Annotated in this window: 20 protein-coding genes; 12 read left to right on the top strand and 8 right to left on the bottom strand. The window is 75.9% G+C overall.

Annotated features, from left to right (window positions below):
- Positions 1-7: 7 nt before the first annotated feature.
- The 6 genes from MCM47_RS16880 to MCM47_RS16855 all read left to right on the top strand — a co-directional run bounded on the left by MCM47_RS16880 (position 8) and on the right by MCM47_RS16855 (position 8,375).
- Positions 8-1,222, top strand: coding sequence for an acetyl-CoA carboxylase biotin carboxylase subunit family protein (locus MCM47_RS16880; RefSeq protein ID WP_238862435.1), 1,215 nt, complete (start codon positions 8-10; stop codon positions 1,220-1,222).
- Positions 1,219-3,024: an IucA/IucC family protein gene (locus MCM47_RS16875; protein WP_238862434.1), complete on the top strand. Its 1,806-nt coding sequence runs from the start codon at positions 1,219-1,221 to the stop codon at positions 3,022-3,024. Before MCM47_RS16880 ends, MCM47_RS16875 begins: the two co-directional genes overlap by 4 nt.
- Entirely contained in the window at positions 3,021-4,322 is a 1,302-nt protein-coding gene (locus MCM47_RS16870) for an MFS transporter (RefSeq protein ID WP_238862433.1), read from the top strand. The genes MCM47_RS16875 and MCM47_RS16870 overlap by 4 nt, the downstream gene beginning before the upstream one ends.
- On the top strand, positions 4,319-6,037 hold the full coding sequence (locus tag MCM47_RS16865; protein ID WP_238862432.1) for an IucA/IucC family siderophore biosynthesis protein: 1,719 nt from the start codon (positions 4,319-4,321) through the stop codon (positions 6,035-6,037). Before MCM47_RS16870 ends, MCM47_RS16865 begins: the two co-directional genes overlap by 4 nt.
- 28 nt (positions 6,038-6,065) lie before the next feature.
- Positions 6,066-7,301, top strand: a complete 1,236-nt coding sequence (locus MCM47_RS16860) for a type III PLP-dependent enzyme (RefSeq protein WP_238862431.1) — start codon at positions 6,066-6,068, stop codon at positions 7,299-7,301.
- Positions 7,302-7,571: 270 nt separating this feature from the next.
- Positions 7,572-8,375, top strand: coding sequence for an inositol monophosphatase family protein (locus tag MCM47_RS16855; RefSeq protein WP_238862659.1), 804 nt, complete (start codon positions 7,572-7,574; stop codon positions 8,373-8,375).
- On the opposite strand, the gene MCM47_RS16850 is transcribed toward MCM47_RS16855, so the two are convergent.
- The 3 genes from MCM47_RS16850 to MCM47_RS16840 all read right to left on the bottom strand — a co-directional run bounded on the left by MCM47_RS16850 (position 8,372) and on the right by MCM47_RS16840 (position 11,805).
- Positions 8,372-8,656, bottom strand: a complete 285-nt coding sequence (locus MCM47_RS16850; RefSeq protein WP_238862430.1) for a hypothetical protein — start codon at positions 8,654-8,656, stop codon at positions 8,372-8,374. The genes MCM47_RS16855 and MCM47_RS16850 overlap by 4 nt on opposite strands.
- 42 nt (positions 8,657-8,698) lie before the next feature.
- Positions 8,699-10,177 carry a pyridoxal-dependent decarboxylase gene (locus MCM47_RS16845; protein WP_238862429.1) on the bottom strand — a complete coding sequence of 493 codons (1,479 nt, stop codon included), beginning with the start codon at positions 10,175-10,177 and terminating at the stop codon, positions 8,699-8,701.
- A gap of 143 nt (positions 10,178-10,320) precedes the next feature.
- Positions 10,321-11,805 (bottom strand): diaminobutyrate--2-oxoglutarate transaminase family protein, encoded by a 1,485-nt coding sequence (locus tag MCM47_RS16840; protein WP_374209144.1) that lies wholly within the window; start codon positions 11,803-11,805, stop codon positions 10,321-10,323.
- Between the two features lie 159 nt (positions 11,806-11,964).
- Here MCM47_RS16840 and MCM47_RS16835 point away from each other — a divergent pair, with 159 nt between their 5' ends.
- Both MCM47_RS16835 and MCM47_RS16830 read left to right on the top strand, forming a co-directional pair.
- The gene (locus MCM47_RS16835; protein ID WP_238862428.1) at positions 11,965-12,591 is read left to right on the top strand and encodes a class I SAM-dependent methyltransferase; all 627 of its coding nucleotides are present in this window, start codon (positions 11,965-11,967) and stop codon (positions 12,589-12,591) included.
- A 119-nt stretch (positions 12,592-12,710) separates the two neighbouring features.
- Positions 12,711-13,076 (top strand): PH domain-containing protein, encoded by a 366-nt coding sequence (locus MCM47_RS16830; protein WP_238862427.1) that lies wholly within the window; start codon positions 12,711-12,713, stop codon positions 13,074-13,076.
- Between the two features lie 44 nt (positions 13,077-13,120).
- Here the strand turns inward: MCM47_RS16830 and MCM47_RS16825 are convergent, their stop codons facing one another.
- Together MCM47_RS16825 and MCM47_RS16820 are read right to left on the bottom strand one after the other, a co-directional pair.
- Complete coding sequence (locus tag MCM47_RS16825; RefSeq protein WP_238862657.1) at positions 13,121-13,816, bottom strand: response regulator; 696 nt, start codon at positions 13,814-13,816, stop codon at positions 13,121-13,123.
- Between the two features lie 98 nt (positions 13,817-13,914).
- Positions 13,915-15,684: an ATP-binding protein gene (locus tag MCM47_RS16820; RefSeq protein ID WP_238862426.1), complete on the bottom strand. Its 1,770-nt coding sequence runs from the start codon at positions 15,682-15,684 to the stop codon at positions 13,915-13,917.
- Between the two features lie 241 nt (positions 15,685-15,925).
- Here MCM47_RS16820 and MCM47_RS16815 point away from each other — a divergent pair, with 241 nt between their 5' ends.
- The gene (locus MCM47_RS16815) at positions 15,926-17,350 is read left to right on the top strand and encodes a cation:dicarboxylate symporter family transporter (protein WP_238862425.1); all 1,425 of its coding nucleotides are present in this window, start codon (positions 15,926-15,928) and stop codon (positions 17,348-17,350) included.
- Positions 17,351-17,478: 128 nt separating this feature from the next.
- On the opposite strand, the gene MCM47_RS16810 is transcribed toward MCM47_RS16815, so the two are convergent.
- The 3 genes from MCM47_RS16810 to MCM47_RS16800 form a co-directional block, all read right to left on the bottom strand.
- The gene (locus tag MCM47_RS16810; protein WP_238862424.1) at positions 17,479-18,435 is read right to left on the bottom strand and encodes a hypothetical protein; all 957 of its coding nucleotides are present in this window, start codon (positions 18,433-18,435) and stop codon (positions 17,479-17,481) included.
- A 45-nt stretch (positions 18,436-18,480) separates the two neighbouring features.
- The gene (locus MCM47_RS16805; RefSeq protein WP_308222340.1) at positions 18,481-19,281 is read right to left on the bottom strand and encodes an RNA polymerase sigma factor; all 801 of its coding nucleotides are present in this window, start codon (positions 19,279-19,281) and stop codon (positions 18,481-18,483) included.
- Positions 19,282-19,620: 339 nt separating this feature from the next.
- Positions 19,621-20,439: an MHYT domain-containing protein gene (locus MCM47_RS16800; protein WP_238862422.1), complete on the bottom strand. Its 819-nt coding sequence runs from the start codon at positions 20,437-20,439 to the stop codon at positions 19,621-19,623.
- Positions 20,440-21,003: 564 nt separating this feature from the next.
- Between MCM47_RS16800 and modA the strand changes: the two genes are divergently transcribed.
- The 3 genes from modA to MCM47_RS16785 all read left to right on the top strand — a co-directional run bounded on the left by modA (position 21,004) and on the right by MCM47_RS16785 (position 24,060).
- A complete protein-coding gene (modA, locus tag MCM47_RS16795) occupies positions 21,004-21,885 on the top strand; it encodes a molybdate ABC transporter substrate-binding protein (protein ID WP_238862421.1) in 882 nt (293 codons plus the stop codon).
- On the top strand, positions 21,882-22,733 hold the full coding sequence (locus tag MCM47_RS16790) for an ABC transporter permease (protein WP_374209143.1): 852 nt from the start codon (positions 21,882-21,884) through the stop codon (positions 22,731-22,733). Before modA ends, MCM47_RS16790 begins: the two co-directional genes overlap by 4 nt.
- A gap of 259 nt (positions 22,734-22,992) precedes the next feature.
- The gene (locus MCM47_RS16785) at positions 22,993-24,060 is read left to right on the top strand and encodes an ABC transporter ATP-binding protein (RefSeq protein ID WP_308222339.1); all 1,068 of its coding nucleotides are present in this window, start codon (positions 22,993-22,995) and stop codon (positions 24,058-24,060) included.
- Positions 24,061-24,097: the final 37 nt, after the last annotated feature.

Genomic DNA, 24,097 nt, shown 5'->3' with positions numbered 1-24,097 from the left:
GCCCACCATGCGGCTCTACCTGCTCGCCCACAACCCCACCGACTCGGTCACCGAGGGCTTCCTGCCCGCGGCCGCCCGGTTGGGCCTCGACGTCACGGTCCTCTCCGACGACGCGGCGGCCCACCGCCTCGCCTACGCCCAACTCCCATTCCCCGCCGACTCGCTGGAGGTGCTGGAATGCGACGTCCGGGACTTCCGCGAGGTGATCGGGCGGATCTCCCGCCATCACGCACCCGACGCGGTCTTCACCAACAGCGACCACCTGCAGACCCAGGCCGCGCTGGCCGCCGAGTACTTCGGCCTGCCGGCCAAGGACTGGAAGGCCACCCTGCGAGCCAAGAACAAGGCCGAACTCCGCCGCCACCTCGCCGCGTCCGGCGTGGACGCGGTCTGGTCGGCCGAGCTGGCCCCCGACCAGGACCCGGCCGACCTCCGCGGCCTGGACATCCCCTTCCCGTGCGTCGTCAAGCCCCGTGAGGGCGTGGCCAGTGAGGACGTCGAACTGGTCTCGGACATCGACGAGTTGGTCCGCCTCGGCAAGGAGATCCAGCACCGCCGCCCCGGCGCGGCGCTGGTGGTGGAGGAGTTCCTGGTCGGCGAGCTCCGCACGCTGGAGACGCTCGGCGACGGCACCGTCCGACACGTCCTGGGCGGCTTCGAGACCCGGCTCTCCCCGCCGCCGCAGTTCATCGAGGAGGTGCTGGAGTTCGTCCCCGCCCACCCGCAGCCGGTGGTGGACCAGGTCCTCGCCCAACTGGACGCGCTCGGCGTCGGGTTCGGCGCCTGCCACACCGAGTTCATCGTGCAGCCGGACGGACGGGCCAGGATCGTCGAGGTCAACTACCGCGCCATCGGCGACCGGACCGACCTCATGATGGCCGGGTTCCTCGGCATCCCGCTCTTCGAGCACATCCTGAACGTCCACCTGGGCCGGCCACTGCCCGCCGACCTCGGCGCCCGCAGCGACCTCCGGGCCCACAACCTGGCCGTCTGCGCCGACCGCGCCGGCACGCTCACCGCCGCCCCCGAGCCGTGCGATCTCGACGTCGACGGCGTCCACCTCTCGTACCGCCCGATGCGCGCGGTCGGGGCACGGCACCCGCACTACCGCACCAACCGGGACTACCTCGGCATGATCTGGACCATCGGCCCGGACCTCACCGAGCTGCGGCGGGTCGCCGCCGAGTTCGCCGACGCCAACCACTGGGAGATCACGCCGTGAACGCCGTGAACGCGCTGGACCCCTCCCCCGTCGCCGGACAGCTGACGCTCCGGGTGCTCTCCGCCCTGCTGCGCGAGGACGTCCTCGGCCTGCGCACCCGCAGCGTCCCGGCCGACCGCGCGGACGGCCGCTGGCTCACCCTGGCCGAGCACGCGATCGCCCTGCCCGTCGCCGAGGAGGGCTTCCAGAGCGAGTACGCCGCCCGGCTGCCGCTGCTGGAGCACGACGGCGACCGGCTCACCGGGCTCGACGCGATCCTGGCCGCGCTCGCCGGGCTCGCCGACCCCGAGGACCGCGACGGCTGGACCGCCTTCGCCGAGGAGTGCCGGCAGACCCTCGCCACCATGGAGTTGCACGACCACGTGCGCGGCGAGGTGCAGACGGCGCTCGCCGACCTGTACGGCCCCGACCCCGCCCACTGGACCGGCCTCGCCGCCGCCCTCGGGCAGGACACCCTCGCCGCCCACCTCGACCACCCGGTCTACCCGACCGCCCGCGGGCGATCGGGGCTCAGCGAGCCGCAACTACGCTCCTACGCGCCGGAGTTCCACCCGGCCTTCGAACTCCGCTGGCTGGCCGTGCCGGCCGGCGCCGTCCACCGGCACGGCGGGCAGCCGCTGCCCACCTGGTGGCCGACCCCGGCCTGGCTCGGCCTCGACCTCGACGGCGACGGCGACGGAGACGGAGACGGAGACGGCGACGGCGACGGCGGCTGGCTCACCCTGCCCGTCCATCCGCTCTCCGTCGGCAGGCCGCTCGACGAGGCGCTGGCCGCCCTCGGCCTGACCGGCAGGGCCGTGCTCGCCGAGCGGCCGTACCTGACCGTCGTGCCGACGCTGTCCATGCGCACCGTCGCCGTCGCCGAGGACCCGGCCTGCCACCTGAAGCTGCCGCTGGCCACCGCCACCCTCGGCCTGAAGAACCGCCGCACCATCAAGCCCGGCGTGCTGCCGGACGGCGCGGCCGGCCAGCGCCTGCTGGAGACCGTCATCGGTCTCGAACCGCGCTTCGCCGCCACGGTCCTGCACGCCGACGAGCAGTGCTACCTCGAAACCGGGCACGAGCTGCTGGCCGTCCTGCTGCGCCGCTACCCGGCCGAGCTGGGCGAGACCGTGACCGTCCCGCTCGCCTCGCTGCTGGCCCCCGCGCCCGGCGGCCGGCTGGTGGTCGACCACCTCGCGGACCGCTTCTACGACGGCGACCCGCTCGCCCTCTACGACGCCTTCCTCGCCCTGCTGTTCGACTGGCAGACCACGCTCTTCCGCTACGGCATCGCCCTGGAGTCCCACCAGCAGAACACCTCGCTGGTGCTGGACCGGGCCGGCGGCCGGACCCGGCTGCGGCTGCTCTACAAGGACAACGACGGCCCCCGGATCAACGGCCCGCGGCTGGCCGCCGAACTGGGGGACCTCGCCCCGGAACCGACCGAGTTCGACGACCACGCGCGGATGTTCGGTGACACCGACCGGCCGCTGACCGACCTCTTCACGACCATCACCGGCCACCTGTGCAGCGCCTCCCTCGCCTTCGGCCTGGCCGCCCACGGGCGCGCCGGACTCGACGACACCCTGGCGCTGCTGCGCAAGCGGCTCGCCGAAGCGGTGGACCGGCTCGGCCCGGCGGGCGAGCCGCTGCGCGCCGCCGTGCTGGACGCCGAGCGGCTGCCGGTGAAGGCGATGGTCACCGCCGGCACGCTGCTCAGCAAGCAGCGCTCCGGCGCCGCCGACATCAACAAGCACTACACCAGCGGCCCCAACTACCTCCGGTCGCCGGGCGTCACGCCCCCGGGAGCCACCCGATGACGGTCGACACCCTGGCGAAGCCGTCCACCGGCGAGACCGCCCGCGCCACCGGGCTCGGCCGGCGCCAGGTGCACGCCGTCGCCGCCTGCTACTTCGTGGCCTCCTTCGCCGCGCTCGGCCTGCCGCCGTACCTGACGGCGATCCTGCCCGCGCTGGGCGACCCGCAGGGCCGGTGGGCCGGCGTGCTCTACATCGTGCCGACCGTGTTCAGCGCGCTCGGCGCCCCGCTGTGGGGGCGGCTCGCCGACCGGTTCGGCCGCAAGCGCCTGTTGCTCCGCGCCCAACTCGGGCTCACCGTCTCCTTCCTGCTCGCCGGCGCGGCCGACAGCCTGCCGGCGTTCACCCTCGCCCTGGCACTCCAGGGGTTCCTGGGCGGCACCTTCGCCGCGACCAACGGCTACCTGGCCGCGGCCCTCGACGGCGCACGGCTCTCCCGGGCGCTCACCCTGATGCAGGGCAGCGCGCGGGCCGCCCTGGTCGCCGCCCCCGTCCTGGTCGGCGCGCTGTCGCCGTGGATCGACCCGCACCGGCAGTACCTGCTGATGGCCGCCCTGCCGCTGGCCGCCGCCGTGCTGCTCTCGTTGCTCCCGGAGCCGGCCCGGCCGGCCGTCGCTGCGGTCCGCACGGGCGACGCCGAGGGCGAGGCCGGAGGCGCGATCGGGGGCGGCGTCGGCACCGCGAACGCCGGCGTGGCCGGGACGGCGGACGACACCGAGCCGGCCGCGGCCGCCTGCGCGCCGCTCACCGCGCTCTACGCCTTCGAGTTCGCCTTCGTCTTCGCGACGATCATCTCCTTCCCCTACCTGATATCCCTGGCCGAGGAGCGGGTCCCCGAGGTCTCCGAGACCACCACCGGCGTGCTGTTCGCGCTGCCGCACCTCTGCTACCTGGCGTTCGCCGCCCGCACCCACACCGCCTTCCTCACCCGCCCGCGCGCCGGGATCGCGCTCGGCTTCGGCTTCGTGGCCCTCGGCCTGGCCGGACACGCCGTGGCGTACTCGCTGCCGGCCTTCGTGGCCGTCCGGCTGCTGCTCGGCGCCGGGCTCACCCTGGGCCTGGTCTGCCTCTCCGTGCTGGCCGCCGAGGCCGCGCGGGGCCGGGCACCGGGCCGGATGTTCGGCACCCTCGAATTCGTCTCCAAGGGCGGCGCCGTGGTCGCCGGTGCCGTCGCGGCGCTGGCCAACGGCCGGTTCGGCGCCGCCGCCCCCGTGCTGGTCGGCACCGCCGCCGCACTGCTGGCCGCCGCCGCGGCCACCGCACTCGCCGCCCCCTCCCCCAAGCGCTGGAGTCACCGATGACCCGCGAACTGCCGACCGCCGACCACGCGGTGGCCCACACCCTGCTCAACTGCCTGCTGCGCGAGGTCTCCGCACCCGAGCACCAGACCGCCGTCGCCGACGGCCGGCTGCTGCTGCGGCTCCCCCGGCGCGGCGTGCTGCTGCGGGTCGCGCTGCGCCGCACCTCGCTGCTCGGCGCGCACCGCTTCACCGGCCCGGTGGAGGAGGAACGCCCCGACGGGTGGTCCGAGTTGGACTGGCGCTCGCTCGCCGACCACGTCCAGGGCGAGCTGGAGCTGCGCACCGGAACGGTGAACGAGGAGTTCCTCGACCAGCTGGCGTCCAGCCACGCCGGTGTGCTGGCCGGGCTGGAGAGCCGCCCCGCCGCCGGGCCGGACCGCTACCTGGAGTCCGAGCAGGCGCTGCTCTTCGGGCACCGCTTCCACCCGGCGCCCAAGTCCCGCTCCGCCGAGCGCGGCGACTGGCGCTCCTACGCGCCCGAGTCCCGGGCCGAGTTCCGGCTGCGCCACCTGGCCGTCCGGGAGGAGCTCGTCGCGGGGGCCTCCACCGACCCGGCGGCGACCGCACTGCTGGACGGCCTGCGCGAGGTGCCGGCCGGCTACCGGCTGCTGCCCGCCCACCCCTGGCAGTTCCAACTCCTGGCCGACCACCCGCTGTTGCGCGGCGCCCTGGAGCGCGGAGACATCCTGGACCTCGGCCCCGGCGGCGAGCCGTTCGCCGCCACCGCCTCGGTGCGCACCCTGCACGGCGCGGGCGCGTTCCTGAAGTTCAGCCTCAACGTGCGGATCACCAACTGCCTGCGCAAGAACGCCGCCTACGAGCTGACCGGCGCGGTGACCCTGACCCGGCTCCTCACCCCCGCGCTGACCGACCTCGCCGAGCGCTTCCCGGACGCCGCGGTGCTGCGCGAGCCGGCCTTCCGCACGCTGGCGCTGCCCGGCGCGGACGGCCTTCCCGACCGGTCGCTCTACGAGGGCTTCGGCCTGATCGTCCGCGAGGGCTTCGCCGGCCTGGTGCGCCCCGGCGTCACCCCGCTGCTGGCCGCGGCCGTGGCCGACGAGCACCCGACCAGCTCGGCCCAGGTCGCGCAGCTGCTCGGCCCCGACGCCGACGCGCGGACGGCCCTGGACTGGTGGACCACCTACCTGCGGCTGCTCGTCCCGCCGGTACTGGCCGCCTACTTCGACCACGGCGTCGTGCTGGAGCCGCACCTGCAGAACGTGCTGGTCGGGGTGGACGCCGACGGGCTCCCCGCCCAGGTGCTCTTCCGCGACCTGGAGGGCACCAAGCTCGTCCCCGAACGGAACGCCGCCGTGCTGGCGGCCCTGCCGCCCGAGGTGGCCGGGCCGATGGCCTACGACGCCGAACGCGGCTGGGACCGGGTGGTCTACTGCCTCCTGGTCAACCACGTCGCCGAGCTGCTCGCCGCGCTCGCCGACCGCCACCCGGAGGCGGAGGGCGCCCTCTGGGAGGCCGTGCGCCGGGTGCTGGAGGAGTACGCCGCCGCCCACGGCCGCCCGCCCCGGCTGCGCGCCCTGCTCGCCGGGGTGCCGCTGCCGGCCAAGGCCAACCTGCTGACCCGCTGGGAGCGCCGCCCCGACCGCGAGGCCGGCTACGTGCGGCTGCCGTCCCCGCTCGGCCGCTCGGTCCTGGCCGGCGCGGCGCAACTGGCACCGCAGAGCGCCGCCCGCACACCGGCGTGGAGCGCCCGATGAACGACACCCTGCCGCTGGGAGGCACCCGATGACCGACACCGTCCGCCGACACGTCGCCGGGCTGGCGCCGGATGCTCTGCCCGCCTTCGTCCACGACCTGGCGGCGCTGCGCGTGCACGCCGCCGCCGTCCGGGCCGCGCTGCCCGAGCGCGTCGAGCTGTACTACGCCGCCAAGGCCAACCCCGACGCCCCCGTACTGACCGCGCTGCGTTCCGCCGTGGACGGCTACGAGGTCTCCAGCGGCGGCGAGTTGGCGCACGTGCGGCAGGCCGTGCCGGACGCCCCGCTGGCCTTCGGCGGCCCGGGCAAGACGGAGGCCGAGATCGCGGCCGCGGTCGACGCCGGGGTGCACCGCTGGCACGTCGAGAGCGAGCAGGAGCTGTACCGGCTCGCCGCCGCCGTGGCCGACCGGCCGCAGGCCTCGGTGGACGTGCTGCTGCGGGTGAACCTGCCGGTGGGCGCGGGCGCCCTGGACGCGGTCGCCCTGGCGATGGGCGGCCGGCCGACGCCGTTCGGCCTGGGCCCGGAGCGTGCCGAGGCGTGCGCCCGCCTGCTCACCGACCCGCTCGGCCCGTTCGGCGCGCTGCGCCCGCGGCTGCGGCTGCGCGGTGTGCACGCCCACCTGGCGAGCGGGCTGTCCGCCGCGGACCAGCTGGCGCTCGCCGAGCAGATCGTCGGCTGGTCGGCGCGGCTGGCCGAGCGGCACGCCGTCGCGCTCGACGAGGTCAACGTGGGCGGCGGCATGGCCGTCGACTACGCCGACCCGCAGGCGGGCTTCGACTGGACCGCGTTCGGAGCGGGCCTGGGCAGGCTGCTCGACCGCCACCCCGGGCTGACCCTGCGGATCGAGCCGGGTCGCGCGCTGACGGCGTACTGCGGCTGGTACGCCACCGAGGTCCTGGACGTGAAGCAGAGCCACGGGGAGGACTTCGCGGTCGTCCGCGGCGGCACCCACCACCTGCGCACGCCGGCCACGCGGGGGCACGACCAGCCGTTCACCGTGGTGCCCGTCGAGGCCTGGTCGCACCCGTGGCCGCGCCCGGCCGTCACCACGGGGCGGGCCACCCTGGCGGGGCAGCTCTGCACCCCGAAGGACGTCCTCGCGCGCAGCGCGCCGGCCGCGGCCGGGCTGCGCACGGGGGACCGGGTGCTCTTCGCCATGGCGGGCGCGTACGCGTGGAACATCTCGCACCACGACTTCCTGATGCACCCGCACCCCGGCTTCCACTACCTCGACGACGAGGTTCCGGCGGCCACCGGCTGACGGCGGGCGCCGGCCGGGCGCGGTCGCGGGCGGCAGCTTTCGGCGGACGACTTCCAGCCGACGGCTTCTGAAGTCCGTCGGCCGGAAGCCGTGGGCCGGCGTCGTGGGCCGGCGTCGTGGGCCTTGACGTCGCCGTGGCGGGTCGAGGTCGTGGGCCGATCGCCTCGGGGCGCTCGCCCCCTCGGAGCGCCCCCGGTCCGCCCCCTGCCGCAGGTCGGCACCGCACAGACGTGCGAGAGTGGTAGCCAGCGAAGGGAGCGCGCAGTGCTGATGGACAGGGTGGCGGAGATCCTCGCCGAGGCGTCCGCCGAGGCGGTGGAGCCGCGGTTCCGGGCGCTGGCCGCCGGCGAGGTGATGGAGAAGGCCCCCGGTGAGGTGGTGACCATCGCCGACCGCGAGGCCGAGGCGATCATCGAGCGGCGCCTGCGCGAGCTGCTGCCCGTGCCGGTGGTCGGCGAGGAGGCCGTCTCCGCCGACCCCGCCCTCGCCCGCGCCCTGCACTCCGAGCCCGCCGTCTGGCTGGTCGACCCGGTGGACGGGACGTCCAACTTCATCGCCGGCCGCCCCGACTACGCCGTGATGGCCTCCCTGGTCCGTTCCGGCCAGACCGTGGCCTCCTGGATCTGGCAGCCGTCCAACGCCGTCTGCTACACCGCCGAGCTGGGCGCCGGCGCCTGGCGCAACGGCCACCGCCTCACCCGGACGCCCGCGCCGGCCGCCCCCGCCAAGTGGCGCGGCGCGGTGAAGAGCCGCTTCCTGGACCCGGAGCAGCGCCGCCGGGTGGAGGCGAACAGCGCGGCCTTCGGCGAGGTGACCCCGGGGCGGCACGCCGCCGGGATCGAGTACCCGGAGCTCGCCGAGGGCGGGCTGGACTTCATCCTCTACTGGCGCACCCTGCCCTGGGACCACGCTCCCGGATCGCTCCTGGTCACCGAGGCCGGCGGGGTCTCCGCCCGGCTGGACCGCAGCCCCTACCGCCCGGAGGCCCCGGGCTGCGAGCACGGACTCCTGGTGGCCGCCGACCGGGCGACCTGGGAGCGGACCCGCGCCGTCCTGCTCGGACCGGACGACTAGGTTCCGTCCGGGCGGCCGCGGGCCCGCCCCCTGCGGGCTCGCCGGACGACGGGGAGCCGCTCCGGCAGGCGCTTGATGAGGCCTGGCCGCCAGGCCGGCTGCTCGGCCGGCTGCTCGGCCGGGCAGGGCCGGCCGCAGACCCGGCAGGCGCTCGACCAGCGCCGTGATCGCGATCTCCGCGTGGGTGCGAAGTCGATGCGCTCCCGCTCCGGGAAGACCGCCGGGTCGTGGTCGGCCCCCTCGACCAGCACCAGGACCAGCTCGCCCTCCTTCACCTCCACCTCGCCCAGCCGGACGTCCGGACGGCTCCCAGGGCCGAGCGGCTAGGCGGGCCGGGTCTCCCGGCCGATGCGCACCACCTCGTGCAGCAGTGCGCCGACTTCGGCCGCGGAGGCGTGCGGGTTCAGCAGGGTGAGCTTCAGCCGGACCCTGCCCGGTCCCTCGCCGGGCAGTTCGGTCCGTCCGACGACGGCGCGCCCGGTGCGCAGCAGCGTCCGGCGGAGTTCGGCGTTGACCGCGTCGAGCGCGGTTCCGTCGTGCTCGCCCGGCGGGCGGTAGCGGAACACCACGGTGGTGAGGACCGGTTCGGCGTGCAGCTCCAGTTCGGGCTCGGCCCGCACGGCCTCGGCGGCGCCGCGCGCCAGCAGGTGGCAGGCGTCGACCAGCCGGCCGAGGCCCGCCCGGCCGAGGGTGCGCAGGGTGACCGCGATCTTGAAGGCGTCGGCCCGCCGGGTGGTGCGCAGCGACAGGCCCAACAGGCTCGGGTAGCCGGCCTGTTCGTCGTCGGCCGGGTTGAGGTACTCGGCGCGGCGGGCGAGCGACACGTAGGTCTCGGCCCGCCGCACCAGGAAGATCCCGGCGGCGGCGGGCTGCCAGCCGAGCTTGTGCCAGTCCAGCGAGACCGAGTCGGCCCGGGCGATGCCGTCGAGCAGGGGCGCGAGCCGGTCGGACAGCAGCGCGCCGCCCCCGTACGCGGCGTCGACGTGCAGCCAGGCGCCGTAGCGGGCGGCGAGGTCGGCGGCGGTGTGCAGCGGGTCGATCGCCCCGGTGTCGGTGGTGCCGGCGGTCGCGACCACGGCGATCGGGGTGTTCCCCGCCCAGCTGGTCTCGGCCAGGACGCGTTCCAGGGCGGCCGGGTGCATGCGCAGGTCGCGGTCGACGGGGACGGTGACGACGGCCCGCTCGCCGAGTCCGAGCAGCGCGGCGGCGCGCTGGACGGAGAAGTGCGCGGCCTCCGAGGCGATGATCCGGGGCCGGGCACCGGCCGGGAGGCCGTCGAGCTCGACGATGCCGTCCAGCTTCTGGTCGCGGGCCAGCATCAGGCCCATCAGGTTCGACTCGGTACCGCCGGAGGTGAGCACCCCGGCGGCGTGGGCCGGGTCGAAGCCGACCAGGGCGGCGAGCTCGGCGAGCAGTGCGGTCTCCAGTGCGGTGGCGGCGGGCGCCTGGTCCCAGGAGTCCTGGGAGGGGTTGAGCGCGCTGACGGCGAGGTCGGCGGCGGCGGCCACGGCCAGCGGCGGGCAGTGCAGGTGGGCGGCGCAGGCCGGGTCCGCGGGATCGGCGGCGCCGCGGGCGAGCACCTCGGTGAGGCGGCCCAGGGCCTGCGCCCCGCCCGGCCCGGCCAGTGCGTCGGCGACCAGCGCGGCGACCTGGCCGGGGTGCCCGGCCGGCAGCGGCCCGCCGCGGCGGGCGGCGCCGGCGTCCAGGGCGTCGAGCACGGTGGCCAGCAGGGGCCCGAGGGCGCCCGGGCCGCCGGTACCGCCGGCCAGGGCGTCGAGGCCGGCGGACGGGTCGTCCGGCATCCCGGGTTCGTCGGAGCTCGCGGGCTCGGGCCCGCCGGTCCCCGGGCCGCCGGGACCGTCCGGGACGCCGGTCCCCCAGGGGTCGTCCGGGAGATCGGAACCGCCGGGCACCTCCGGGCCGTCGCCGCCCCCGCCCGCGCCGCTCACCGGGGGCCCGCCGAGGCGGCCGCCGCAGCCGTGCCGGAGGTCGCGGCTCTGCCCGCGACGCCCCTCGCGGCCCCGGCGGCCCCAGCGCCCACCGCGCCCACCGCCGCGATCGCGTCCGCCAGCCGGTCGAGGACGGCATCGGCCTGCTCGTCGGTGATGGTGAGCGGGGGCAGCAGGCGCAGCACCGCGTCGTGCCGGCCGCCGAGTTCGACGATCAGCCCACGGGCCAGGCACGCCTCGCGCACCCCGACGGCGAGTGCGGGCGCGGCCGGCCGGGCCCCGCAGGCGTCCGGTGCGGCGTCGGGATCGACCAGTTCGACGCCGAGCATGAGCCCGCGGGCGCGCACGTCGCCGATCACCGGCAGCTCGCCGGCCAGCGCGCGCAGCCGTTCGGCCATCCGGGCGCCGACCAGTGCGGCCCGCTCGGCCAGACCGTGGGCCGCGACGAAGCGGATCGTGGCCGCCCCCGCCGCCATGGCGAGCGTGTTGCCGCGGAAGGTGCCGGTGTGGGCACCGGGCCGCCAGCCGTCGTACTCCTCGCGGTAGACGACGACGGCGAGCGGCAGGCTCCCGCCGATCGCCTTCGAGAGCACCATCGCGTCCGGGACGATCCCGCTGTGCTCGACCGCCCACATCGCCCCGGTGCGGCCGACGCCGGTCTGCACCTCGTCCACGATCAGCGGGATGCCGCGCTCGGCGGTGATCCGGCGCATCTCGCGCAGCCAGCCGTCCGGCGCGGGCACGACGCCGCCCTCGCCCTGCACGGCCTCCAGGATCATCGCGGCCGGCCGGACCACCCCGCCCGAGGGGTCGTCCAGGAGCCGCTCCGCGTACGTCGCCGCGAGGCCGGCCCCGGCCTCCCCGCCCACGCCGAACGGACAGCGGTACGCGTACGGGTAGGGCAGCCGGACCACCTCGCCGCCGCTCGGCAGCGGCTCCCTGACGGCGGTGTTGCCGGTGAGGGCGAGGGCCCCCGCGGTCATCCCGTGGTAGGCGCCGGTGAAGGCGAGCGCGCCGGAGCGGCCGGTGGCGGTCTGCATCAGCTTGAGCGCGGCCTCGACGGCGTCGGTGCCGGCGGGACCGCAGAAGTGCACCCGCGCCTGCCCGGCGAACTCCTTCGGCAGGCTCTCGAACAGCGCGGTGGTGAAGTCGTCCTTCTCGGCGGTGGCGAGGTCCAGCAGGTGGAGCGGGGCCCCGCTGTCCAGGGTGCGGCGGATCGCCTCCAGCACCACCGGGTGGTTGTGGCCGAGCGCGAGCGTGCCGGCACCGGAGAGGCAGTCCAGGTAGCGCCGGCCGTCGGCGCCCTCGACGGTCATGCCGTTGGCGCGCACCGGCACGATCGGGAACGAGCGGGCGTACGTGCGGGCGGCGGACTCGCGGACGCGCTGGCGGCGCAGGATGGCGTCGCCGCCGGGGGTCTGGGCGGGCACGGTCGGGGCGGGCACGGTCGGACCGGTGGCGGGCTCGGCGGCGAGCGTCAAGGCGGGACTCCCAAGAAGTTAGGTAAGCCTAACTTTACTTTGCTTGACCTGTCGGAATGCACCCAGGGGCACCGGAATCACCCGCGCGGGTGACAACGAGCCCGATCACCCAACGAACGGGCCGCCGGGAGGTTACGGGCTCCGCGCTACGCTCGCCCCATGCCCTCCGAACCCTCGCCCGCGCCGTCCGACCACGCCGGCGAACTGGCCCGCACCCGCGAGTTCTTCGCCGCCCGCGCCGCCGGCTGGGACGCCCGCTTCCCCGACGACGGCCCGCGCTACGCCGCCGCGATCGCCGAACTCGGCCTGGGACCGGGCGACTCCGTGCTGGACGCCGGCTGCGGCACCGGCCGCGCGCTGCCCCTGCTGCGCGCCGCGGTGGGGCCCGAGGGCCGGGTGCTGGGCGCCGACGTCACCCCGGAGATGCTGGACGAGGCCGCCGCCCGCCACCCCGGCACCGCGACCCTGCTGCTCGCCGACTGCGCCCGCCTCCCGCTCCCGGACGCCTCCCTCGACGCCGTCTTCGCCGCCGGCCTGGTCTCCCACCTCCCCGACCCGTCCCGGGCCCTGCGCGAACTCGCCCGGGTCACCCGCCCGGGCGGGCCGCTCGCGCTCTTCCACCCCGTCGGCCGCGCCGTCCTCGCGGCGCGCCACGGCCGCGAGCTCACGCCCGGCGACCTGCGCGCCGAGGCCAACCTGCGCCCGCTGCTGGCCGCCGCCGGCTGGCGGCTGGACCACTGCACGGACACCGACGAGCGCTACCTCGCGCTCGCCACGCGGGCCTAGGCCAGGGGCCGGCCGCTCGTCCTCCGGCGCCCCGGCGGGGGCGGCCGCGATCCAAGATCATCGCCATGCCAGACTCGGACTCCCACGCACCCGCACGGGTGCCTGACGAGAGGATCCCCATGGCGCTCTTCGGCAACGCCCACCGGGTGGACGACTCCGAGGCCCAGCAGGAGTTCGCCCGGCTGCTCGGCGCGGGCGAGCAGGTGCAGGCCGCGTACCAACTGGTGCGCGACACCTTCTTGTTCACCGACCGCCGGATGATCCTGATCGACAAGCAGGGCATCACCGGGAAGAAGACCGAGTACCACTCGGTCCCCTACCGCAGCATCACCCACTACGCCGTGGAGACGGCCGGTTCGTTCGACCTCGACGCCGAGCTGAAGATCTGGGTCTCGGGCGCGGCGCTGCCGATCTCCAAGAACTTCACCAAGGGCGTCGACATCTACGAGGTGCAGGCGCTCCTCACCCAGTACGTCGCCCGGTAGCCCCGGGGCCCCACCACACCTGGCGGCCGCCCGGGCGGGCCCCGCTAACCGCCGCCGGCCGTCCAGCGGTAGCAGAGCTCCGGGCGGCCGACGCTGCCGTACTGGGGCTCGCGGGCGGCGAGGCCGGTGTCGACCAGGTGCTCCAGGTAGCGGCGGGCGGTGATGCGGGAGACGCCGGCGGCGGAGCCGGCCGCCGCCGCGGAGAGCCCGGTCCGGGCCTCGCGCAGCACGGCCGCGACGGTCTCCAGCGTCGGCGCGCTCAACCCCTTGGGCAGGGCGGTGCGTTCGGGCGTGCGCAGCAGGGCGAGGGCCTGGTCGACCTCGTCCTGGCCGGTCGCGTCGCCGGTGCGCCCGAGGGAGTCGCGGTAGCGGGCGTACCGCTCCAGGCGGTCGTGCAGGGCGGCCGCGCTGAACGGCTTCAGCAGGTACTGGACCACGCCGGCCGAGACCGCCTGCCGCACCATCGCGAGGTCGCGGGCCGAGGTGACGGCGATGACGTCGGTGGTGTGCCCGGCCGCGCGCAGGGTGCCGCACAGCTGCAGGCCGTGCCCGTCCGGCAGGTAGAGGTCGAGCAGGGTGAGGTCGACGGGCGTGCCGGCGGCCCGGGCGCGCTCCAGGAAGCGCAGCGCCTCCGCGCAGCCGTGCACCGTGCCGACGGCCCGGAAGCCGGGTTCGCGGTCGACGTAGAGGGTGTGCGCGGCGGCGGCCACCGGGTCGTCCTCGACCACCAGGACGGTGATCTCCGGGCGGGGCCCGCCACCGCGGCGCCCGGCGGGACGGCGGAGCCCCTCCGAGGGCCGGTCCGGGCGCCCCTCCGAGGGCCGGTCGACCGGCCGGTTCACGACGCCACCGGCGCGGGCAGCCGGGCCGGGCGGCCGAGCGGCAGCCGGACGGTGAGCACCGCGCCGCGGTCGCGGCCGACCTCGACGGTGCCGCCGTTGCGCCGGGCGGCCTGGGCGACCAGGGCGAGCCCGAGGCCGTGCCCGCGGTCGTCCCGCTTGGTGCTCCAGCCGCGCCGGAACACGTCCGCGACGGCGGACGGGTCGATGCCGGTGCCGGTGTCGGCGACGCGGAGCAGCAGGTGCCCGCCCGCGCCGGTGGCGGGCCCGGCCGGACCGGTCCCGCCACCGGTCCCGGGCGCCGCGGCGCCGGCCGGCCCGGACCGCGCTCCGGCCGACTCCGCCCCGGCGGCGTCCGTTCCGCCGGGCTCGATCCGGGCCGTGACGGTGACCTCGGGCGGGTCGGGGCTCTCGGCGGCGCCGGCGATCGCGGCGTCGACCGCGTTGTCGATCAGGTTGCCGAGCACGGTGATCAGGTCGCGGGCGGACAGACCCGGCGGCAGTACGCCGTCGTCGATCCGGCTGTCCTCGGTGAGCGTCAACTCCACGCCCCGTTCGGCGGCCTGGGCCGCCTTGCCGAGCAACAGGGCCGCCAGCACCGGCTCGCCGACCGCGGCGACGACGCGGTCGGTCAGCTGCTGGGCGAGTTCGAGCTCGGCGGTCGCGAACTCCACCGCCTCCCGGTGCCGGCCGAGCTCGACCAGCGAGACGACGGCGTGCAACCGGTTGGCCGCCTCGTGCGCCTGTGCCCCGAGCGCCTCGGTGAATCCCCGCACCGAGTCCAACTCGCCGCTCAGCGATTGCAGTTCGGTGTGGTCGCGAAGGGTCAGCACCCGCCCGAGGCCGGTGCCGATGGTCGACGTGTTGAGCACCACGACCCGCTCTGCGGTGAGGTGGACCTCGTCCCGGACCGGCTCGGCCCCGAGCACGGCGGCCACCAGCGCCGCCGGCAGCCCCAGCTCGGCGAGCGGCCGCCCCTCCACCTCCCCGTCCAGCGAGAGGAGTTCGCGGGCCGCGTCGTTGCAGAGCACCACCCGGTGCCGGTGGTCGAGCAGGACCAGGCCCTCGCGCACCGAGTGCAGGGTGGCCTGGTGGTACTCGTAGAGGTGGCTGAGCTCGTCCGGCCCCATTCCGTGGGTGTGGCGCCGCAGCCGGGAGTTGGCGAGGTAGGTCCCGGCGCCGCCGACCGCCAGGGCGGCCACCGCGACACCGACCAGTGCGAGCAGCGGACCGCGCAGCTGTGCGGAGATCGACTGCACCGTGATCCCGGCGCTGACCAGCGCGACCACCCGGTGCCGCTCGTCCAGCACCGGTGTGACCACCCGGACCGAGGGGCCGAGCGTCCCGGTGTACGTCTCACTGCGGGTCCGGCCGGCGAGCGCCCAGTCGATGTGCCCCAGGAACGGCTTGCCGATCTGCTCGGGCAGCGGGTGGGTCCAGCGCACCCCGGCGGTGTCCATCACGGTGACGAACGAGACCCCGGTGTCCGCACGGACCTGCTCGGCGTACGGCTGGAGCACCCCGCTCGGGTCGGGCGCACCGACGGCGGCCAGCACGGACGGCGAGTCCGCCACCGAGCGGGCGACCGCGGTGACCTGGCGGCGGGCGGCGTCCTCGGCCCGGCCCGCGGTGAAGAGGTACGCCAGCACGGCGCCACCGGCCACCACCGCGGCCACGATCACCACCTGGACGACGAAGAGCTGCCCGGCCAGGCTGCGCACCGGTCCACGCGGCCGCCGGCGCGGTGTGGGGAGGGTGCGCACGGACATGCCAGACAGTGTGCACCACCGCCGGCACCCGGCAGGAGACCCGTTCGCGCCGGGGTCGCGCCCCCGTCTCCCGGCACCGCGGCCGCGCCTGCCGGGCCCGCCCGCTCACGCCGCCGGCCGCTGCCGTCCGGGTGCGGCATGAACTCTATGAACGCAAACGTGACCCCCGTCACTGTCCGGCCCGATAGTCGGAGCGGCCCACCACCCGGGCCGCCAGGACTGCAGGGCGAAGGAGCCGCAGATGTCGATCACTGGAGCAGGGCCCCAGGCGGGGGTCAGACGCCGGGACCGCACCCACTACCTCTACCTCGCGGTGATCGCCGCGGTGGTCGCGGGCGTCGTGGTCGGACTGGTCGCGCCGGCGTTCGCGGTCGAGTTGAAGCCGCTCGGGACCGGTTTCGTCAACCTGATCAAGATGATGATCAGCCCGGTGATCTTCTGCACCATCGTGTTGGGCATCGGCTCCGTGACCAAGGCCGCGAAGGTCGGCAGGGTCGGTGGGCTCGCACTCGGCTACTTCCTCGCCATGTCCACCGTGGCGCTGGGCATCGGCCTGGTGGTGGGCAACCTGCTGGAGCCGGGTGGCGGCCTGCACCTGACCGCCGCGCTCGCGAAGTCCGGCCACGCCCAGGCCGCCGCCGGGCACGCCCAGTCCACCACCGACTTCCTGCTCGGAATGATCCCGACGTCCATGCTCTCCGCCCTCACCGAGGGCAAGGTGCTGCAGACGCTGCTGGTCGCCCTGCTGGCCGGCTTCGCCCTGCAGGCGATGGGCCCGGCCGGCGCGCCGGTGCTGCGCGGAATCGAGCACGTGCAGCGGCTGGTGTTCCGGATCATGTCGATGATCATGTGGGTGGCACCGATCGGGGCCTTCGGGGCGATGGCCGCGGTCGTCGGGGCGACCGGCACGGCCGCGTTGAAGAGCCTCGCCGTCATCATGATCGGCTTCTACGTCACCTGCATCCTGTTCGTGGTCGTGGTGCTCGGCACGCTGCTGCGGCTGGTCGCCGGTGTCAGCGTGTTCGCGCTGCTGCGCTACCTCGGCCGCGAGTTCCTGCTGATCCTCTCCACCTCGTCCTCGGAGAGCGCGCTGCCCCGGCTGATCGCCAAGATGGAGCACCTCGGCGTCAGCCGGCCCGTCGTCGGCATCACGGTCCCGACCGGCTACAGCTTCAACCTCGACGGCACCGCGATCTACCTCACCATGGCCTCGATCTTCATCTCGGAGGCGATGGACAAGCCGATGTCGCTGGGCGAGCAGCTCTCGCTGCTGGTGTTCATGGTCATCGCCAGCAAGGGCGCGGCCGGGGTGACGGGCGCCGGGCTGGCCACCCTCGCGGGCGGGCTGCAGTCGCACAAGCCCGCGCTGGTGGACGGCGTGGGCCTGATCGTCGGCATCGACCGCTTCATGTCGGAGGCTCGGGCGCTGACCAACTTCGCCGGCAACGCGGTCGCCACCGTGCTGATCGGCCACTGGACGGGCGAGCTCGACCGCGAGCAGGCCCGGCGGGTGCTGGCCGGCGACGCGCCGTTCGACGAGCAGACCCTGGTGGACGCGCACGGCACCGCGGCGCCCGCCCCCGAGGGCGTGCCTGCGGGCGGCGGAGCACTGCCGGAGCCGGTGCCCGCGCAGGGCGGCGGCGCCGCGAGCGCGACGGCCGCCTGAGCCCCATCACCCGCACACCCCACCCACGACCCCACTCCGAACACCCCCGGCCCGGCGCCTCGCCCAACCCCCGAGCGGCGCCGGGCCGGGGGCTCTCCCGCCCGCCGGACCGGCGCCGCCCGCACCCCTCAGGGCTCGTCGGAGCCGCTGACCGCCCAGCTCAGACCCGTCGCCGGGTCCTCCATCGCGAGGTGCAGATGGCGCAGGCCGTCCGCCGGGTCCCACCACGTGAAGCAGCGCATCCGGGCCACCAGCGCGTTCACCGCCGCCCGGTCCGGCCCGTCCTGGCCGGCCATCGCACCGAGCGCCCGCCAGAGCGCCAGCCGGCCCTGCGCCGATCCCCGTGACCGCTCCGTCGCCCCGGCCTGGACCAGCACCGGGTACGCCACCGCGAACGGCAGGTACCCGCCGGTGACCCGGTGACCCGGGGCCAGCTGGGCGGCCGCCCGCGGCGCGGGCCCGCGGACGCAGACCACGTCCGCCCACTCGGCCAGCGCGGACAGCGCGCCGGTCGCCGGCTGGCCGCGCAGCCGGCCGCCCGGCTCCGGCAGCAGCACCGGCCCCAGGCCCTCGCGCGTGGCGGGCAACGTCAGCAGCGCACTGCGCGCACCGCCGCCGGGCAGGTAGTCGCGCACCCGCACGCCCTCGCCCCAGCCGACCGACTCCCACGGCTCCAGCAGCAGCGGAACGCCCTCCGGGTCGGGCTCGGCCCCGTACGAGAGGTCCTCGCCGATCAGCACCCGGGTCTGTGCGACCAGCCGCCGCACCGGGGCCGGGCCCAGCAGCGGGGCCAACCGCAGCCAGGAGTGCCGGGTGGCGAGCACCTCCCACAGCGGACCGGCGTCGTGGTCCGCCTCCCCGGCGGAGGTCCCGGGGCCGCCGTCCGCGTCGAACAGGCGGACGGCCAGTTCGGGCGGCGCGGCGTACGCGATCAGGTGGCCGAGCAGGGCGGTCTCCACCACGGCCGCCTCCTCGCCCGCACGCGCCACGGCGGCGGCCCGGACCTGCCGGTAGACGGCCAGCAGTTCGTGCCAACGGCCGCCCTCGACCAGGGTGCGGAGCCGGTGCTCCTGGTACGTGATCACGATTTTCAGCGTACGGGCCGGGGCCCCGCATCAGCTGACTTGCCGTCAGCTCGGTGCGTCGGGCGGCGCCGGGACCCTCCGCACCCGACCCGCGCGCGGCCGCCCCGCGCTGCCGCCTCCCCCGCCGTGCCCGTGGCCGCCACCTTGGCCGCCACCGGCGCGCTCCCCTTCGAGGAGGGTCCGGAGGTGGCGCAGCGCCCGGCGGCGGGTGACCGCCAGCGTGGAGCGGTGCACGCCCAGCAGCGCCGCGGCTTCGTCGATGCTGTAGCCGTCGACGTCGACCAGCAGGACGACGCGCGCCTGCTTGGCGGTCAAGTGGCGCAGCAGCCGGACCACCTCCCAGTGGGCCTGCAGCTCCCCGAACCCCCCGCCGCACGGTTGCGCGTCGACCCGCACCCCCTCCGGCGGTTCCGGCACGAACGGCCGGCGCCGTTCCCGACGCCACTGGTCGCGCAGGATGTTGGCCATGATGGTGAACGCGTACGCGTAGGGCTGCGGATGGTCGAGGAAGCGCTCGGGGCGGCGGGCGATCCGCAGGTACGCGTCGTGCACGATGTCGCCGGCGGCGAACGGATTTCCGGTGAGCGAGGCGGCTGCCCGGTGGAGCCTCGGCAGCATGTCCGTGAACGCCCGGTTGAAATCCGCGGCAGTGGCGTTCTCCGATCGGGAGGCGTCCGATCCCGGCCGCGTTTCGCCACATCCAGCCCGGTCGCCCCCGGAACGGCCGCACCCGGGGAGGACGCCTCGCTCGGACGGGCCCTGATCGGAGGGGCCCTGATCGGAGGGGCGGGCGTCGCCGGCGGTGTCCGGCCCTCCCCCACCTCGGCACTGATGGATGAATTCCACGCCGCCCCCTCGGAAGTCGGCAGCCGAAGTCACCGGTCGGCGATTCGACCGACCGGCATGTGATGCAGATCACATCATAGTTCGCCGTCTCACGATGCGCAGTCATTCGTGTGCAATTCGTCATCACCCTTGCGGGGCTCGGGAATTGGCGGCCCGACCGGGCGGGACCTGCCCGCCCGTGCCGAGCCCACGGGCGGGAAGGCCGAAGACCGCGTCAGGAGGCGGCCGGCGCCCGCGGACGACCACGGCACGGATCGTGGACGGCGGGGAACGGCGTGGGCGGCGAGGTCCGGCGTGCGGGTCGGTGGCCCCGGCGGGCCGGGGTTGGCGGTTCGCGCCTCAGGCGGCGCGGTCGTGGTCGCCCGGTGCCGGCCGCACGGGCGCGGTCGGGAACTCCTCGACGGTGAGCTCGCCCGCCTCCCGGTAGGCGGCGCGCTGCCGGGCGGTCGGGCTGAGCGCGACGAAGGCCGAGGCGAGGAAGAGGGACGAGCCGAGCCCGACGGCGATCGGGAAGACGAACTCCATCGGCGCGGCCCCGCCGGGGACGGTCCGGGCCGGCTCCGGCTGGACGCGGACGGCCGCCATGGCCGCGCAGTGCATGCAGCTCACGGCGAGACCCATCAGCAGCGACGCGCCGACGGCCGCGTACACGGTGCGGATGGTGACGGCCGCCCAGAGAGCCACCGTGGTGGCGCCGACCGCGATCAGGACGGAGAGCAGAACGGTGCCCGCTTCGTAGCGCAGACCGCCGTGCAGCCGCATCGCGGCCATGCCGAGGTGGTGCATCGCGGCGACACCGAGGCCGGTGGTGAGCCCGCCGGTCACCAGCGCGAGGCCCCGGTGCCGGCCGTGGCCGACGGCGAACGTGCCGAGGCCGGGGACCAGGACGGCCACCAGCAGGCTCAGCACGGTCAGCGGGACGTCGTAGCGCAGCTCGGTGCCGTCGACGGCGAAGCCGTACATGGCGACGAAGTGCATCGTCCAGACGCCGGAACCGATCGCGGCGCCCGCGGTGAGCAGCCGGTTCCGGCGGGAGGCCCCGGTCGCGGCCAACCCGCGCAGCATGCACCGCAGGCCCCGGGCGGCCCCGGCGCACGCCACCACGTACGAGAGCGCAGGCGTGAGCCAGCCGAAGCCGAAGTGCTTCATCATGCCCATCGGACCTCCGGTCGACCGGTCGAACCCGGGCGGTTCACGCTGCGCGCCCGGGGGCTCCCTGCGCCGGGCGGACGCCGCGCCGTCGGCGGACGGCGACGGGTCCGGCCAGGCCGGAGGGCGCTTGTCACAGGCCGGACGCATGTGCACACCCGCTTCAGGGTGCGTGGGACGCTATCGAGGGCGCCGAAGCCCTTCGCGAGGATGTGAAAAGCCGCCCACCGCGTGCGGCGGCTGTGTTCGAATGGGTCGGTCCTCTGCCCGCGCGACGACCCCGCCCCGCCCGTACCCACCGGTTGACCGCCGGGTCATCCTCCCGGAAGGTGGCGCAGCGGACCAGGGCGCGTCCGCCCACCGGCCCCGCCATCCGTGACCTGCGACCCGTGACCCGCGACCCGCGACCCGGTTCGAGCCTTCCGACAGGCCGAAGCAGCCGCCAGCCACCCTCGCCTGTGCGATGGAACAGGCGATTTTGGGCTGGTATCTGCGGCACTATGATCGCCATATCAGCCGCACCTGCGGACGTGGCACCGCGCCCCGTCCGGCGCGCCCCGGAGGGGAAGCCCGATGAGCACCGACAGCACGCCCACCGCCCGCACCCGCAGACTCGCCGTCGTCGCCGCAGCGGCTCTCGCCCTCAGCCTCGGGATCACCGCCTGCGGCAGCGACGGCGACACGAAGTCCTCGGGCAGCGGCGCCGCCGGCAGCGCGTCCGCCGGCGCCACCACGGGCGCCGGCTCCTCGACCGCCGCCTCGGCCGACGTTCCGAAGGCCTCCGGCGCGATCACCGTCTTCGCCGCCGCCTCGCTCAAGGAGAGCTTCACCGAGCTCGGCAGGAAGTTCGAGGCCGCCCACCCGGGCGCCAGGGTCACCTTCAACTTCGGCGGCAGCTCCAGCCTCGCCACCAGCATCAACTCCGGCGCGCCCGCCGACGTGTTCGCCGCGGCCAGCCCGGCCACCATGAAGACGGTCAGCGACGCGGGCGGCGCCGTCGGCACGCCGAGGACCTTCGTGAGGAACACGCTCGCCATCGCCGTGCCCAAGGGCAACCCCAAGCACGTCGCGGGGCTCAAGGACCTCTCCGCCCCCGGCGTCAAGGTCGCGCTCTGCGCGAAGGAGGTGCCGTGCGGCGCCGCCGCGCAGACCGCGCTCAAGGCCGCCGGTGTCGAGCTCACCCCGGTCACCCTGGAGCAGGACGTGAAGGGCGCGCTGACCAAGGTCGAGCTGGGCGAGGTCGACGCCTCGCTGGTGTACAGGACCGATGTGAAGGCCGATGCTGCGAAGATCGACGGCGTGGACTTCCCCGAGGCCGCCAAGGCCGTGAACGACTACCCGATCGCCGCCCTGGCCAAGGCGCCGAACAAGGACGGCGCGGCCGCGTTCGTCGCCTACATCGGGTCGGCCGAGGCGCAGCAGGTGCTCACCGCGGCGGGGTTCCAGGCACCGTGAACCCCCGCACCACCGGGCCGGAGGCCGGGGTGGCCCCGAGCACGGGCCTGCCACCCCGGCGGCGGCGCGCGGACCGCGTCCCGGTCGCCCTGCTGCTCCCGGCGCTGCTCGGGCTGGCGTTCCTGACCCTGCCGCTGGTCGGGCTGCTGGTCCGGGCACCCTGGAGCAGCCTGTCCGACCAGCTCACCAGCACCGAGGTCTGGGACGCGCTGCGCCTCTCGCTCGTCTCCGCCACGGCGGCGACGGGGGTGTCGCTGGTGCTCGGGGTGCCGCTGGCCTGGCTGCTGGCGCGCACCGAGCTGCCCGGGCGCCGGCTCGTCCGGGCGTTGGTGACCCTGCCCCTCGTGCTGCCGCCGGTGGTGGGCGGTGTGGCGCTGCTGCTGGTGCTCGGGCGGCGCGGCATCGTCGGCTCGTGGCTGGACTCCGCCTTCGGCATCACCCTGCCCTTCACCACCACCGGTGTGATCGTCGCCGAGGCGTTCGTGGCGATGCCGTTCCTGGTGATCAGCGTCGAGGGTGCCCTGCGGGCGGCCGACCCGCGGTACGAGGAGGCGGCCGCCACCCTGGGGGCCTCGCGGCTGACCGCCTTCCGCCGGGTCACCCTGCCGCTGATCGCCCCCGGCATCGGCGCGGGCGCCGTGCTGGCCTGGGCCCGGGCGCTGGGCGAGTTCGGGGCGACGATCACCTTCGCGGGCAACTTCCCGGGCAGGACGCAGACGATGCCGCTGGCCGTCTACCTCGCCATGGAGCGCGACCCGGAGGCGGCGATCGCCCTCTCGCTGGTGCTGCTGGTGGTCTCCGTCGCCGTCCTGGTCGGGCTGCGCGAACGCTGGCTGTCGACCTCGTGAGCCCGGCTGCAGCCCCCGGGGCCGGACTCCGCGCGCCCGCCCGGCAGTGCCCGCAGGCCGGGGACCGGGCACCGGCCGGACGCGTGGAGGGGACGCGGCGGGCGCGCTCGGCGGAAGCGCGGAGTGGACGGTCGGCCCACCCGGCCCTCCGCTCCGGCGGTGGATCGGCCCGCCCGTCCGACCACGCTCCCCCGCTGGGCGCCGCCGCCCCGGATCCAGCGACGACCCCGCCCCCTGCCGAGCCCTGGAAGCCCACACCGTGACTGCCGCCGCCCCCGCCCTCGACGCCCGGCTGCGGGTCGACCGCGCCGCCTTCAGCCTCGACCTCGCGCTCACCGCCGCCCCCGGCGAGGTGGTCGCCCTGCTCGGACCGAACGGCGCCGGCAAGTCCACGGCCCTGCGCGCGCTCGCCGGACTGCTCCCGCTCGGCGGCGGCCACCTGCGGCTGGACGGCCGCGTCCTGGAGGACCCGGCCCGGCGGCTGCACACCCCCGCCGAGGAGCGCCCGGTCGGCGTGGTGTTCCAGGACTACCTGCTCTTCCCGCACCTCAGTGCGCTCGACAACGTCGCCTTCGGCCCGCGCTGCCAGGGCCGGTCCAAGCGCGAGGCGCGCGCCGAGGCGGCCGGCTGGCTGGAACGGATGGGCCTGGGCGAGCACGCCGACGTCCGGCCTGGCCGCCTCTCCGGGGGCCAGGCGCAGCGCGTGGCGCTCGCCCGCGCGCTGGCCGTCCGGCCCCGGCTGCTGCTGCTCGACGAACCGCTGGCCGCCCTGGACGCCCGCACCCGCCTCGACGTCCGCTCGCAGCTGCGACGCCACCTCGCCGAGTTCGAGGCGGTGGCAGTGCTGGTGACGCACGACCCGCTGGACGCGATGGTGCTGGCCGATCGGCTGGTGGTGATCGAGGACGGGCGGGAGGTGCAGTCCGGCAGTCCGGCCGAGATCGCCCGCCGGCCGCGCACCGACTACATCGCCCGCCTGGTCGGCCTCAACCTCTACCAGGGCACGGCGGACGGCCACCGGGTCACGCTGGCGGACGGCACCGGGCTGACCACCACCGAGGAGCTGACCGGTCCCGCCTTCGTGGCGTTCCCACCGTCGGCGGTGACGCTCTACCGGGAGAGGCCTCAGTCCAGCGCGCGCAACGTCTGGGAGCTGGAGGTGACGGGCCTGGACCTGCACGGCGACCAGGTCCGCGCCGACTTGGCCGGAGCCGTGCCGATGGCCGCTGATCTGACGCCCGCCGCCGCGGCCGAGCTCGACCTCGCCCCCGGCGCCACCGTCTGGGCGTCGGTCAAGGCCGCCCAGACGCACGCCTATCCGGCCTGACCCCGCCGCTCCCGCGGGCCGGGGCCCGGTGCCGGGG

It is taken from the genome of Kitasatospora sp. A2-31 (assembly GCF_022288725.1).
Taxonomy (GTDB): domain Bacteria; phylum Actinomycetota; class Actinomycetes; order Streptomycetales; family Streptomycetaceae; genus Kitasatospora.
Note: the sequence above shows the minus strand (reverse complement) of the source record. Positions and strands in the feature narration are given on the sequence as shown.